Source organism: Cellulophaga sp. BC115SP (assembly GCF_009905545.1).
GTDB classification, from domain to species: Bacteria; Bacteroidota; Bacteroidia; order Cytophagales; family Spirosomataceae; genus Flectobacillus; species Flectobacillus rivi.
The window spans coordinates 1-16,143 of the sequence record NZ_JAAALB010000075.1; the positions used below are offsets into that span (position 1 = coordinate 1).

The window sequence follows — 16,143 nt, forward strand, 5'->3', positions numbered from 1 at the left end:
TACCAAGGTTTCAAAATCAGTGTAATTGTTAAGTAATTCCGTCGTATTCTCAGCATACTCTTGGGTTTCTTGTAGTATATTACTATCATCCAAACAATCGGCTAGTTTGAGTCGATACAAATTCAGCATTACCTGTTTCTTGCCACCTGTGGATGAAGAGTTCGGGGCAACACAGGCTTGCAATCGGTTTAAGACTTGATTGGGATTGGTACTATCAGGTTTTAGTGCTAGTAAATCTTTGGCGATTTGCGGAAAATTGTCCGCGCTTTTGTAGGTATCCATAAAGGTCTTTTCCAAGGCTTTAAAACCTAATTTTACAGCCTTGGTCACCGATACTAGGCTTTCTATATTTGCTTTCGTTCGGTTTTTGGCATCCTGCAATAATTCGCTTTTAATTTTTAAGCTATCTAAGGCTTCTCCAAAAGTACCAGAGTAGCTCCCTGGACTATTAAGTGAATTATATAAGGCATTGTACTGCTTGGTCAAATCGCTGCCTATAAGATTAGGATTGGAGCCTACAACTAATACTTCGCCTGAGGTTAGGCAGCCATAGCTATTGCCCATATAATCATAGATTTTGCTATCTGTTAAGGTTACTCCTTTCCATACTACAGGTATCCGATTTCGTGCCAATGGAAAATATAAAAGACCTTCGCCTTCGTTATGACTTTTTACACGAGTAATAAGTACATCGTAACCATTGACATAAAAGGTACTTCCTACTTTACTAACAAATGGTTCTGTCCCTCCATAGTCGACGGTAGTTTCTGGTTCGCATGACGATACCAAGGTCTTGGTTACTTGCCCGCATCGAGGTACTAAGGTTTGGGGTGCCTCCTGAAGTTTTGTGATTAAACTATCATACTTAACAGCATTTACATCAGCCCCATTCACAGGTATATCCGCAGGGTTGATAGGAGTATTGGGCGTAGTACTGCTTTCGGTACCTGATGGAGTAGCCGACATGGTACGTAGCATCATTGGAGAGGCTTGCGGGTAGTTACTACTTTCCCAATCGCTATTTTCGCCTCCGTAACACTGGCTTTGGAGCTCTACTTCATATACCTGATTCTTGTCAAAGGCTATACGATGATAGGTTCCTGAAGTAAGGTAGTGGCTATACTCAGTGGTACCCTGTATGCGCCAGCGCAGGTCGTAGTTTTGTGCTTGATTGATTTTATCCCAATAGATTTCGGTGTAGCCAGCACCTACACTTTTGAAGTTGAGTGCAGGTGCGTCACATTTAAGCCCATATCTAAACTCCCATATTTCACTTTTCCCATTGTTTTCGTAGACATTGTTACCAAAAGGGTCTACCACCTGCACCTGCCAAGCATAGTGCTTACCTACTTGCAAAAGTGGCTTGGTGGGATCATACGCTAACATTGGTACAGATACACTACTGGTGTAAATCGGTGTTTTACCTTCGGCTACATCGTAAGGGTTTTCGTCCTCGCCCAGTTCCCAAAGGGTAAAATTATAGGTCAAACCTCCTGCCCCCGACAAGGATGTTCCTCGGGGTGTCCATGCAAAACCGATGTTTTGTCCATAGCGAGCATCAATTTCGGATTCATTGCTAGGAAGGTTGAGCAAAGGAGCTTGTCCATTGGTAACAGTAAATGACACGGTTATTTTATCAGATACTTGCCGATAGTTTCGTGCAGGGTCTTGCTCATAAAACACCAATTCTAATGTCCAAATACCGTTGGGTAATACTCCTCCTTGGGTAAAGAGATTTTCGGATACACCACTTGCCTCTAGGTTTTGAGGGCGAAAGTTTTCGACCAAATCCATTCCTGAAAGTTGCAATGGTTGACCAAAATTTACGGTAAAACCTTTAGTCCCAACAAAACTTGCAGGGTTATATATCTCGATGCCAACACGGCTCAGGCGTATGCGAGCAAATATGGCTCCGGGGGTACTACTCGCATCTTTGAGATAGAGGTTAAAGTTCAATGCAGGACTAGTGTATAAACCAAACCAGCTGAGGCTATTTTGGGGTATAAAACTCCCAGCACCAGTAATGGGGTAATTTTGAGATTGTGCATAAGCACCTAAACTAAACAATAATAGACCCCAAAAAAGATAGTATTGTTGTATTTTTTTTATCATGATGTAATATGCTAGCGTGTAGGAGATAATTTGTCTTGTTTCTTTTCTTCTTTAGGGTTATTAAGACTCCATAATTTTGCCTGAAACTTGTATTGATATCCAAGAGTAAGGGTCATATCCCAAAAATCTCGTTCGGAGGCTCTCCCAGGGTTTAGGTTTCGATACATACTCAGTAGACCTAAATTAAACTGATGTTCTTTGCTTGGTGCAAAGCCTAACGAAGCACGAAGGTTCAGGACATCGCCCGACTGGGAAGTGCTACGTGTTGTTTTTAGATAGTTGAGGCTACTTTGTAACTGCATTTTTTCTTGTAAAAATGCTTTCTGAAAAGAAGCTGTTGGTCCTATAAACCATTCGCTTCGGATGACCAAATCATTACGGTTGATACTTATACCTGCCATGAAATTCCGTTTTCGCTCTTTCCATTGATTACTGTATTGAAGGTTGAGAGAAGTTACATTGACACTATTACTCTGAGAACCTTGCTGATTGGAGGAGCCTTGATACATGGCAGTCGTTTGAATACTTTTGAGGTGTTCTTTAGTTGAATTTGGCAATTGCTTCATCAGCAAAACCTGTAAACTCTGATTGATTTGTCGATAGTTGAGTGTGTCTAGGCCTGCATAAGGTCCAATACTGGTAAGGTATTCGAGATCACTTCGGAGGTTGGTATAACTCTGGAATGTTGAATAGTTTACATTCAGCATAGTTTTTTCATTTGGGGCAAAAGTAATATTGCTTGACCCAACCCATTGCCACAAGGTTTGGAGATTGGCACTTTCAGCAAGATTATTCCGCTGACGACCCAGCGTAGCATTGACTGTGAGACGGTTTTCGAGCCAAATAGTGGTAGTATTGAGGGCAATATTTTCGAGGTCATTCACAAAATAGTAGGCGCCATGCGTTCTGTATTCAGGGTCAACTCTACTATATTCAATGGCAGCTTTGAGGCGCTGTCCACCGTACTCTAGTCCTGTTTTGAGGGCTTTTTTGAAGCTCGTAGTCGTATTGGATGGTAGTAATCCAACAAAGGAAATACGTTCTGACTGTCCTTCTAATGAAGTACCTCGAAGGTCTTTGGTAATCCCCGAGTAAGCCATATCTACTTTGAGGTTGAGTTTTTTGTAAATAGAAGCAGCTCCTTTAATACCAATCACAGCGTTAGCTTCTGGGAAAGCTATTTCATCAATCGCATACGGAAGAGAACTGATTTGATCTACAGAGCGTAATATGGATATTTCGCCCAAATAACCACTCTTGGACTTGTAGCCTAACTGAATCCCCCAAGCATTGCGCTGATAACTAGGACGATTATTGACAGTTTGTGCCAAGGTATCTTTAAGTACACTTTTTTGGAGTAACCCATAAATAAAACTAGCATAGTAAGGCTTACTTTTGGGTTTATATTGCACGCCAACTCCCTCAAAGCGATGACCATTGAGCGTATAGGGTGAAAAACTGAGACTACTAACTCCCAACAACACCGTTAGACCTTTATAGCTTGGACGAAACTGGAAGCGATTGAATGGACGTTGCAAACGCAAACGCTCATCAAAGGGGCTTTTAAAGTTGATATTTTGGCTATTAAAAGTAAAACTAAATGGCATTTTGATTTTACCAAAAAAATCGAAAGTCATATTGCCTGATAGAATCGATTCGAAAGGTAAGCGACCTGGGCTTTCTACGGCATTGGTTGTGTAAAAAGTTGTATTGCTTGAGATACCACCACTTACTTTGATACCCTCTTGCAACATTTGCTTGGGAGCATTTTTTAATTCTTTTAGTTTTTTGGCTTCAGCCTCTAAGTCTTGGGACATACCTGTGGCATAAAACACGCCCATTATGATTCCTGTATAGACGATTCTAGTAATAGTTCGGTAGCTAGGCATAAGCAAGAATCCTTAGTTTTTAGGAAAATGACTCATCTTGTACATTTTCGAAGATGTTGAACTAACTACAAGGTGTAGCTAGGATAAAATAATAGCAAGTGTACTAATAATAAGGAGGTATGAGTGATGCATTAATACTAGACTCATACGTGCCTCACCTTTAATCTTAATCAGATTTTTTGACTTGTATCTTCAATGTGATAGGTTTACTCTTTCGCGATAAAATATCATCAGTACTATGAGCAATGAGTTGATAGCTATAATTCCCAGAGGATTGTATTTTATCTGTAAACTCAAACAATTTGCCTGAAATAGTTTTATGTTTAAGAAAAGGTTCATTATCCTTTTTCCTAAACACATAAAAAGATTGGATACTCCTCTTGCTAGGGTACTTCCACTTTACTTGCACTTGCTGAGTAGCTTCGTCATAGCGGGCTACGATACTATCTATTGCTGCTAACCTATGAGGACGAGTTAATAAAATATGAACATAGGCTGAATCATTGGAGACTAAACCCTCTTGGTCAATAGCACGAAGGAGGTATTTTACTGTTTTTCCTTCTTCCAGTTCACCATCTTTGTAAGAAATAGTATCCTTTGTCAGAGGGAAAGTATGAACAAGTCGTAAGGTGGTATCAGGAAGATACTGCTTGTATAATTGATAGCTGGCTACATCTACGCTTGAACTAGGCAACCACTTCAGTGATACTTGATCGCCCAATAAAATAGATGCATTAAGCACAGGTGGTTTTGGAGGAATGACATCGGGTCGATAAAGCACTAGAGTGTCATTTTCAATAGGAGCATTTGAATGATAGTCTATGGGTACAATCATATACAATACTTTACGCGTATTGGCAATCATTGGAATAGTATCTACCAATGAGGTATCTGGGCGATTAATCGTTTTGATGGTATGCAACAAATGGGGAGTATCTCCTTCAGCTCTCAATACATTAAAACCATAGAGATCTCGTTCGCCACCATGTTTCCATGATATAGTAACAATACCTTTCTTGGTGATATTCCCTTTTAAATTGTTTAGTTTAACAGGGGGAATACTATCTATAAAACTAACTAAAAGAGGCTCAGAGCTTTTTTCGCGTCCTCGTAAATCAACTCTTGAAACAATATAGTAGAGGTTTTCATCCCCTTCTTCTATTTGATCAACGGTATATCGAAACTGATATCCGATCGTTGATTTAGTTACAGGTTTATATTCTTTGAAGTTTTTAGTTTTATAAACTTTAAATCCTGATAAGTTAGCATTGAGACTGTCAGGAAATGCCCATTTAATAGCTACAGTTTTTTTATTTATAATATGAGAGGTAAGCTGATTAGCCTCTGGTAAATTACTTTGAAAAGCGAAAACTTTTATTACGTTCGAAGGGCGACTTTCTTCACCAAATGGATCTATACCACGAACTCTATAATAATAGGTTTGCATTAATGTTTTCACTTTGTTGGCATACAAAACCTCATCTTTCTCTTTAGCAGAGTTTTCTATAGGAACATAAGGGGCCGTTGTTACTCGGTGAAAAGTAACGCCATTATCATCAGAGCTCTCGATAATATAACCTGAAAAAATGGCATCTTGGGGCACCTTCCAGCGTAGGGTGGTAGTGCTATCTACATAGTCTAAATCAGTTAATGATTCTGGTTTGAAATTCGACACTGTAAGTTCTAAGCCTGCAATTATTGATGTAAAAGCTTTATTGGATTGATATGAGTTATAGTTTAGGTGGACTTTATACTGATATACTTCGTCGGCAATGACCTGTTTATCCTCAAAGCCCAAGCGCATAAGCTGTGCAGAAAGAAAAGAAAAGTCAGCAGTTAGAGACGAGAAAGCATATTTTCCTCGGATAAAATCTTTCTTTTTGGTAGAATCCTTTTCGGTTAATTCTTCGGGCTTATCCATATAAATAGAGTGCGAAGCTTTTACATAAGCATCTTTCGCCATAGCCTCATCCCATTCTTGTGCTGTTGCGGGCAGAAGTGTAAAAGTTTTTAAATCATCTGGCTTCGCTAGTTTCTTATTTTTTCGAATAATAGTAGTACGTTCTAAGACATATCCATACTGGCGCCCCAAAGCCCATATCTCAGGGGTTTGGGCTACCCAACGCAAACGAATTGTACCCTTGCCATGCTTGGCAAGAAGTTGGAGGGTTGTCTCAGATTTGAGAACAGATTTTATACTCTGCTGCGGTAGACGCTGAGCGGTTTGTGAGGATTTTTGTCCTAAACTTGTTAGGCACCCTAAGAACAGTAAAAAGAAGACAAACTTGTTCATTGTAAAATATAATTGATAAAAACCCTTGAGCACAAACTGGGAAAAGCTTGTCAAAAGTTTTTTTTAGAAATTATTATCGACTGCTTCACATTTTCTCCAAACACAAATGATTTAGAGAAAATATGAAGCAATGATTCTTAAAATTATGCGTCAAAAAATTACTAATGATAGAAAGTACTTGATGAAATAGTACCACACTGATTTTCACATTCTACCTTAATTGGTTTGTTTGCAAAATTCCCCTCAACCCACCACATAGCTGTCCCAATGATGGTTTGAGTAGATAAATCAGTCCACTTGATGGTAGAAGTTTTACAGTCATCAGGAACTAGTAATTGAATGTAGGTTTTACTACTGTTGATTTTTTGTTGAGGAACCAGTGAACATCTTCGAGTCTCTCTTTTTTCTACTTTTTTGAATGTTATTGATTCTGGGTTTTGATCCTCTTGTACATCGTAACATATTCTATCATATCCTTGATTTTCGCAGGGAGAGCTAATAGTTACCCATAATGGAGCACAGTTTCTTGGAGCCACTGAGGCTTCCTGTAAAGTACTAAAACAGGATCCTAATTGAGTAGATGCAAAATATCTTTCACCAGATACTGGATTTGGCACATTGATACTAGCTGAATTGGAAATATGAGTATTGGTATTTTTCCACCAAACAATAGATCCCTCATTGGAAGACGCGTTCAATGTATAACCACAATCATTGTTTTTCCCTACCCAAACCGTTGGCGCTGATGGTGTACGGTTATAAGTAACTGCGAACGATTGTTCCGAACCAATACATCCATTATTAGCATACCTTACAGAAATATTCATTGAATCACTCACATGGAAAGTTTGTGTTTGTCCTCCATCATACCAACCATTACCCGAATTCCACTGAATATTTTGAGGAATACTCGTCATTAACTCTAAACTCCACTCACCACAACGATTCGATGTATTATCCGTAATAGGCGTAAGCGAGACTGGAATAGGTGCTGGTTTTATAGAGGATATATATATACTTCTTAAAAGTTTCCCACTACAAAAATCATTTATACACTGAGCTATAAAAGCAGTATTAGGATTTTCAATTCGTAAAGTATTACCAGTCCCAACCTTTGGAAGAGATTCTAGAAAACCTGGCGTATCGATTTGAATATTAGGACTAGTAGAGCGATACCATTGCACATATCCAGCTGAGCAAGAACTTTGAAGTTCAGTGTAGCCACAATATTGTATTTCTCGAATGGATTCTGGCATTACACCATTGATAAAAGCTACCGTAAGTTCTACTGAAGAAGGGCTTTCACAACCATCATTCACGCCTTTTACCACAAGAGTTTGATTGCTACCTAATACGATACTGGTTTGAGAAGTTGCCAAAAGTTGGTCACCAGCATACCAATTAGAAGGAATATTTGACTTAAGTGTTGTTTGATTACCACATACTTTGTAAACTCCTCCGTCTTGAATAGAACCCATAACAGATACAATAGGCATATCGGCTACCTGTCTAATAACATTTATGGAGACTTTTGCGCTTACACCACATATTTCGTTTGCACTACTAACAGTAAATTCGCCAGTATTACTAATGCTGAGCACTTTCCCTTGATGCCCATTACTCCAAGTGTAATTGCCATTACCACCGTTGGCTGTTAATGTAGTAGAGCCACATTCTGAATTTTCGGCAATAGTAATCGGACTAGGATACGGAATTACCCTCTGATTCACCGAACGGCTATCACTTTGACAGCCATCACGACTTACCATTGCTGTATAAGTATAGTTACCAGCAACGCCATTGGTTTTTGGGGCTTCACTTAGCCATTGTAAGCTTGCAGCACCTGCTGAGTTAAAGACTATTTCCACATTGGTTGGCTGTCCTTCGCAAATATCTCTTGCTGCTAAATAAGGCGGCTCTGGCTTTTCTTTGATGCGTAATGTCAGTTCGTTGCTTTCAATACTCTCAATATTATCTTCAATACATTGTGCTTTTATAGAAAAAGAGGCTTCTTTGTTAAGAACAATGCTATTTCCTATTTCTCCATTAGACCAAATCGTTTTTTGCGCACAACCCGTTGCCGTTAATGTAATAGAAGTAGGAGCACAAACTACCATGGCAGAAGCTGTGATAGACGGCTTGGCTGGACGTTCTCGAACGGTAAGTTTATAAGTGTTCCAGTTACTCGAACAGTTATTATATACACACTTAGCTTTGAGTACATATTCGCCAGCGTTCCATGGGGTAAAATCCTTTTGGGGAGCATTTTCCCAAACCACACTGCCATTTTCACAGCTAGCAGTAACTGCGAACTGCTCGAAAGTGGCAACAATACTGCGGTTTAATGAATTCCCAATAAAAGGTTTTTGTGGTATTGGATTAACAACAATGTCAAGTTTACTCTCATTGGCACTTCTACAACCTTCTGTAGTTTGACAAAATGCGGTATAAGAAGTGTTGACCTGTGGGTTTACTGATAGTTCTCCAAGTTTATTCCATTCCAAAACACCTTGATTACAAATTCCTTTTAGGGTAATTGACTCACCTTGGCAAATCGTTGTTGCGGGGTCTGCACCCAAGACTGGTGCTTGTGGCAAAGTCATTACTTCAAGCTTTTGTGAAATTTCAACTCCAGAGCCATGTTCTTTATTAAAGCAAACATTATTCAAATTGCAGCGTACTTGATATAATCCTTCCATACGAACAACTCTATTTCTTGTACCGACAACCCAATTTTCGCTACTATCTTTCCACTCTACAACACCTACTTTACAGCCAGTTACATTGAGTATAGCAGAATCATTTGTACAAATACGTGCTTTTGAAATAGCTAAGTTTATGTCCATTTCATCTTGCCCTACGACATTAATATCAATAGATTCAGAAAAATCCCCTGAGCAGTTTTTTTGTACAGTTCCTAATGATACTTTTTGAATACAACGAGCCTTTATACTGGTCTTCTCTTGCAGTTTTAAAGTTATGCTCACACCTTTTGCAAAGGAAGTACTTTGGTTATTTTTAAACCACTCAACCTCTTGATCTACGCTACAATTATTGACAGACAAAGACAGAGCCCCATTCTTACAAATAATATTATTCTCCAAGCTACTCATAATTAATGCCTTAGGAGGTGCAATTACGGTGACAGTAATATTATTAGATTGGGCTGATGCACAAGCATCATTTTTACAAATAGCATAGTAAGTGGTGGTTTGAGCTGGAGTTTCGCTCAAGATACTTACAACACTTCCGTTAGACCACTCCAAATTGGCTGGAGGGGCACAAACACCTTGAACTAAAAGATTTACCTTCTCACCTAAACATAGTGTATTACTTTCCCCTGATTTTTGAGCGATTGTTGGAGCGGTAGGCAGGGGATAATGCGCTATCTCAATAGTGGCAGTTCGGCTTGTGCCACTTGACAAAGTACACTCAAGTGTAAAGGTTACAGCTGTGTTGATTTTAACCTTTACAGAGCGGCTTGTACCCAAAGTGATAGTTGCATCATTCGACGACCATTTTATAGCTCCAAAACAATTTTGTGCTGTTAAGGTAGTTGTATCTCCAGTACATACTTTATTTTTCGATGCCGAAATAGCTACCTCTGCCACATTTATATCTATAGAGGTAGGCTCACTTAAACAACTTGTGATTTTATCTATGGAATATACTGTAAAAGTAGATTTACCATTAATAACTACAGTTTTCGTCGCATTGGTACTTTCATCAAACCAATGATAAGAGTTATTACCACCACTTGCTGTCAAGGTAATAGTTTCCCCAAAACCAACAGAGGTTTTGCTGGCAGTAAGCACAGGCTTAGTAGGCTTAGTAGTACAGTCATATTTAGGTGGGCTAATAATACGAGGCTCACTACTAGGAATATTTGAAGACTTTAGGGTTGAGCACGCTTCACCCGCTTTTGTTTTGAAAGTAACACTGCTCTTTCCTATTAATTCCGATTTTGTAAATGAAATAATACTACCATTATTCATGGTAAAAGAGTATCCATTATCTGGAACATTCCACGGAATCATTGCTTTGGTTTGACTTTCGTCCGCAAAAAAGTTGAAAGTATAAACGCTATTTTCACACTTAATCTCCACAACTGGTGTTACTATACAATAATTAGAAGTTAGATAAACCCCGTTTTTAAACCCATACCACTTACGATTGATTCCTTCACCTAGGGTGTAATAGGTCAATGACAAAGTCTTTTTAAGTGGTTGCGTTTCTTCATAAAAAGTACTTGCTCCTTCTTGAGGAGTATCCGGATTTGCCTCCGTATAAGCAATGGTTTCCTCCGACGAGCCACAGGCTTTTACTTGGGAATCTCCTTTTCCGTTAAATCTGGCGATATTATACCGCTCTCCTGTAATAAAATCTCCACAAATAAATGGACTATCTATCGTCTTAATAATGGTTAATTGATCCTTACCCAATTTTTGCAATTCTTGCTCCGTCAGCATAACCGAAACTGATTTTTCGTCCTGATTGAAAGTGACAGTTTTTTGGTTTGATAAAGTGAGGTTGAAGGTAGAAGGCACAGCTTGAGATCCCAGCTTTAAATCACTTTCCCAACTTTCAATTTTATAATAATGGCTAATATCAGCACCCTTCATAGATTCTCGACATGCCAAACAAGCATTTTGGCTTTTGTATGAGCCATCTGAATTTTTTGCACATTTATCGCCACATAGCTTTTCTAGATAATCATTCTGTGCATCTGGATCTTTTCTAATAGTAAGACAAGGTTTGATAACTGGTCTTGACAGAGGAATGATTTCTAATGCATATTGATACCCACTAGCACTTTCGGCACCTTGAATCAATCGAAAATCGCTTGAATTTGGGCATTCTAATTCACTTCTTCTAGTTGAAGCAAAATAGAGCGTATCAGCACCTTGCGAAAATTTCACTTCTGAAAAATCGTCAAAAGTAGCAGGGTTAGTGGAATTATTTTTTAGTGAGATTTTAAAACCTTATGGAAAAGGTATAGAAGTACCATTCTTTGACTGTAGGTCAAAAGCGAATAGGATTCCTTGGCTATCTCTTAATTGGCGTTTGCAATAAACTTTAATTCTTCTCTGAAATATGAGAAAATCATTAAAATTGATATTTTGTGGCGTAGAAAAACAAATATTTGATGAATTAGTATTGTCATAGATACTCGGTAGTTGTCCCCAAACCCTATTTTGATAATAGTCTAATTTATTAATTGGGAAGAGCCACTTAAAGCATAACTTGCTATTACTATAAGTGCCCCGAGGCAACCATAGCTCAGAGGCAGGATTGGCAATGTAATTATAAGCAATATTTGTATTACGGTAAGTTGTAATAAAGTTCTCAAAGTTTTTTATTTGAAAAATAGGGCCTTTGATATTGGTTTGACTATTTACTTCATTATCTATCTCATCGTTGTTTAATAATGGATATTTAGCTTGTTGAAAACCTAAGTTAAGAGGTGAAACGGGCGGATATTCTACAATTTTGATGCCTGTTATACTTCCACTCCCATCAGATTTTGTATTGTTTCCGGTGGTACCTCCATACCCACTTGGAGGCATAGTTCCGTAGTTCTGTTTCCCAGCCCCATTTTTAATATAATAAAACCAGTTTTCAGGAGTATTAAATAGTGCTTCTCCGTTCATAACCTTTTTTTCATCCGCAGAAAAGGTTTCATCTATTGATTCATCCATTGAGATGTCAAATCCAAAATCCTCGTTACTCCAAGAAGGGTTCATATTCTTCTTGTATGCATCTAACTTCTCACTCCAAGTATCAAAAGTGCTTGTTCTAAAGTAGTGTGTATCATATAAACTTTGAGTCTTACCCTCTTTAGAATAAGTCACTTTTATTTGATAGATTTTATCCTTTTTCAAATCACTTAATGAAAAATCCTTATCTGTAGCAATAGAAGCCAATGGATAAGATTTTATGGGGGTATTATTTTCATATAAGCCCAATTCGAAAATACAACCGCTACATTTTTGAGCAATAGCATTGGATAAGGTTGACTCAACGTTAAAATACCCATTGCCATTATAATCCTTAAGGTAAGTGTTATATTGATTTTTGGCGGGATACGCCAAAACGTCAAATTCGGTTAGTGACCAATCTTGATCATTGGTTTCAAAGTCGTAAGAATAGTATTGCTCTAGTCTGGTCTTAATACCATCCTTGTCCTCAACCTCTACAATTTGATTATTATTGTTTAAATCATATATGTAAATCCTAACTTTTGCGGTATATTTTGCATTTTTGGCGAGTTCTTTCCTTAATAACGGAACCACCAGTCCAGAGTTTACTGAGGGGATAGGGTTAATACCTACTTTTTGATACTTTGTTGGATTGTTTACTGTGTTGTAAGTCCAATTGCCTGCAATAGTTTCACCTTGCTTTAGATATACTACCTCCAAGGCCTGAAGATATTTGGTACCATCACTGGTTTTGATTTGATCTTTTGGATACACACAAGTTACTTGAAAGTTCCCTACTGGACTTACAGAGCCACTTGGTGCGATGCTTTGTACGAAATTCCAATTGTATACTATATTAGGCATACTTGTATCGGGTAAACAGTCAGAAGGGTCTCCTACTTTAGCATGTACACGAATAGATGCTTTTGCTTTCCAAACCTTCACATAAGCGACAAAAGTACCTTCGGCATAGAATGGCTGTGGGAATTTTGCTTTAATCAAAAACCCAATACCTGCAGAAAGTACTTCAATTCCTAAAACTGATGCTGTAGCTGAGGCGTATCCATAAAGCTGAGCTTCTGCATTCCAACCCAAGCCAGAGGATGCTGATACCCAGCCTTCTTTACATTCAATTTTTTTAATTAATGCATCAAATCCCCCTCCCGCATTCGCATTTACTGCTACCACACCCAAAAAGTTCATGTCTATGTTAATACCCACTGCAACTCCAAATGCAATTCCACTACCAGATTTTAGAGCATCATCCGAAGCGTTTATCTTATTGATATTACCTAAATCATCCTTTTGTTCTGCGAATAAAGCTGAAAAATCATCTGGTACAATTGGATCTGGCACACTTGTAGCTAGCTCATCTCCAAGCATAAAATACGCATTGACAAATGCCTTAACTTTTAATGCAGAGCTCGTAGCAGATAGTTTCAGTCCTAATCTGTCATTAATTGAGGTTGCCTTACCTAAATGTAAATATTTTGTAGAACTAGATAGATAAAGCATCCCATAACCAGTGGTTTCAAGAGTAGTATTACTAAGACCAGTACTAAAATTGATGTAGATATCAGGATACATTTTAACTGATAAGCTTGCCTTTGTCTGTTCATCACCAAAATTGTATGCAATAATTATTCCTGCGGCCAGTTTATTTTCGCTACCTGACGGAGAGCCAAATAAACCTGATAGGCTTTTACTACCATTATCTGTTCCTTTAGCATTTTTTTCGTCTGATTGTGCTCTCTTTAAATCATCTTTACTAATTAGAGCAGTATTTTCCGAAACTTTATCCGTCTTATCTGCTATTTGTGCATACGAAGAGCCCATTTTAGAACCAACATTTGGAACTTTATCAGTAACCGTATTGAGCTGAAAACGAGCATATCCAGCAGCCTTGATATACTGTAACCCTTTCCCTAATCTACCTTGTACAGCCAGCATAGCGGAGACATCTATATTACCTGCTGCTGTTAAATCTAATCCTAGATTGAAGCCCCAAGTACCATCTTCCCACTGATAGCTCAGACCTGTCCTTGAGCCCTTATTACTTACCTTGGCAATAGGGTCTCCTTTTATCTTAAGATTACTATAGGCACCACCATAAATACCCTTCATATTGACTGTACCTAATGGTATACCAGTTTCGCCAAAGTTTAAGTCCAAATCTATTGCCCAGGCTACCTTACCTGTAGCATTTTTGGCAAACAATAAATATACTCCAGCACCAGCTTTTCCAGAAGAAGCCTTGGTAGTATCCTGAGTTCCTTGCATTTTTGCCCCATCAGTTTTGGATAGGAATGAAAACCAAAATCTTCCTTTACCCTCAAAACCTGTCAGATTATTCACCCCAAGCCGAGACTCGTTGTCAAATATATTCAAAAATGCATCAAACCCAAAGGTGGGAAAATTGGCAGCCACACCTATTTTATCTAATGAAAATTTATCTAACTTAAACTTGTGCTTGCCCTCTTGGGTTATGGTAGAAGCCTTGAATGCAAGACCAGCACTTGCCGTAATACTCTGATTTGATGCACTCCCAAATTCTAACCCACCTGTTATATTAACATACCCACTAATATCTCCAGAAGTCTCTGCCTTTATACTTAGAGAGCTCAAGGTTAAGCTAAAACCAGCAATGGTTGGAGCTTTACTACTATCAGGAGTAAGTGTAAATGAGGTTAAATAAGGGTATTGTGAACTTAATACAATTTCATCATATAAAAATGTAAGGTGTGTTAGGCTTTTGGTAATGGTAAACTGACCATGATAAAACCCTAATCCAAAGCTTTCTAAGTTTCCCGTAGTCAGATTGATGCCGCCTGAGGCTTCTACAAACTTCTTGTTATTGCCTGACGAGGAAGGTTGTGGTGTTATCTTGGCTAATCCAAACAAATTGAGATTTGCCTCATTTTTACCAGATTTCATCCCTGTCGTAAAATTTAGTCTAGTATCGCCGCTTATTTCCTTCTTATTTGCAAGTAAAAAAGTCATTTCTTTTCCTTGCATGATAGGGGTTTCTAAATCTCCTGCAACAGAAAATTCTACTAAAGCACCACTATCTATTTTAACCAATGTATTATTGATTTCTAGAGAAAATCCATCACCAATTCCAGCCCCAAATTTGGTATTGGAACTTGCTAGGGCTGATAAATCACCTTCCTCGTCAAAATACAGATAGGTTAAATTCACGTAAGGGGCTGCAATGTCACCTTTCTTTTTGAGTTGCTTAGGCAATCTTATTTTAAAATCCTGAAAAATAACTCCTTTGGCATTAGAACCATTTCCAATTGGCGTACCAGTCTCCGAAAAATCGATAGTAATATTTCCACTTACACTTTGCGGGGGAGTACACAAATCTGTTGTAACAGGAGATACTGTATGATTTACCGAAGACCAGAAACCAAGATATGGGAACGATGCTACTTGAAGCCCATAAGAGGATGGTAGAACCAAATTAAATCTAAACGAGCTCCAACCAGTTACAGTTGTTGAAAAAAGTGCTTTTGCAACTCGATTATCACCAGTCAAGGCATTTCCTTCAGTATTTTCGGCCACAATAAAACTAGGGTCAAAAACAAATTCTCCTTCAAGATTCAACTTAAACGCATTAGGGTTCTTATTCTTAGACGCACTACAACCCAGACATACACCGGTACCAGTAGTCAACGCTAGTTTTCCAATACCATTTAAACTCATCAAATTGATTTCACGAGGAGCAATCAAAATAAGTGACCCATCTAATGAACCTCCCTTTCTGAGAATAAAAGAAGCGCCAAAATAAAGCCTATTCGCTTCACCACTCGAAGAGCTTAATGTAGGAGTTTCTGGCATTTTAGTTAATACTCCTATTTGAGCCTTTATCTCGCTTTTAGAAAAAATTATTGATGTAATTACTAACTGAGTATTCAAATCCTGAAGTTCACCTGTAAATTTCACAACCAAAGGGAGTTGCTTAAAATTTAATACATCTTGCCAACCTCCTGCTATGAATGAAGCTAAGTCCGATATTTCTACTACTTGCCCAGGGTTTTGAACTGCCTTGTCGATTGCCAAAGTGGAGACTTCATCCGTTGCAGAAGGCAATACACTTCGTCCATCATCTATAAAATAATGTCTTCCATCATGTCTTGGCATGACGGTT

5 protein-coding genes are annotated in these 16,143 nt (G+C 38.3%); all 5 read right to left on the minus strand.

Annotation, left to right across the window (positions count from 1 at the left end):
* Positions 1 to 2,112: hypothetical protein (locus GVN22_RS25680; protein ID WP_166553871.1), on the minus strand; the 2,112-nt coding region annotated here is incomplete at its 3' end.
* Positions 2,113 to 2,123: 11 nt separating this feature from the next.
* Positions 2,124 to 4,001, minus strand: coding sequence for a hypothetical protein (locus tag GVN22_RS25685; RefSeq protein ID WP_166553872.1), 1,878 nt, complete (start codon positions 3,999 to 4,001; stop codon positions 2,124 to 2,126).
* Between the two features lie 166 nt (positions 4,002 to 4,167).
* Positions 4,168 to 6,294, minus strand: coding sequence for a hypothetical protein (locus GVN22_RS25690; protein WP_166553873.1), 2,127 nt, complete (start codon positions 6,292 to 6,294; stop codon positions 4,168 to 4,170).
* Positions 6,295 to 6,455: 161 nt separating this feature from the next.
* Positions 6,456 to 11,213 carry a hypothetical protein gene (locus GVN22_RS25695; RefSeq protein WP_166553874.1) on the minus strand — a complete coding sequence of 1,586 codons (4,758 nt, stop codon included), beginning with the start codon at positions 11,211 to 11,213 and terminating at the stop codon, positions 6,456 to 6,458.
* A gap of 63 nt (positions 11,214 to 11,276) precedes the next feature.
* Positions 11,277 to 16,136, minus strand: coding sequence for a hypothetical protein (locus GVN22_RS25700; RefSeq protein WP_205691042.1), 4,860 nt, complete (start codon positions 16,134 to 16,136; stop codon positions 11,277 to 11,279).
* Between the last annotated feature and the right edge of the window lie 7 nt (positions 16,137 to 16,143).

What these genes read in the sequence shown, in the direction of transcription:
- GVN22_RS25685 (WP_166553872.1), bottom strand. Translation starts at nt 4,001, where the DNA reads ATGCCTAGCTACCGAACTATTACTAGAATCGTCTATACAGGAATCATA.
- GVN22_RS25700 (WP_205691042.1), bottom strand. Translation starts at nt 16,136, where the DNA reads ATGCCAAGACATGATGGAAGACATTATTTTATAGATGATGGACGAAGT.
- GVN22_RS25690 (WP_166553873.1), bottom strand. Translation starts at nt 6,294, where the DNA reads ATGAACAAGTTTGTCTTCTTTTTACTGTTCTTAGGGTGCCTAACAAGT.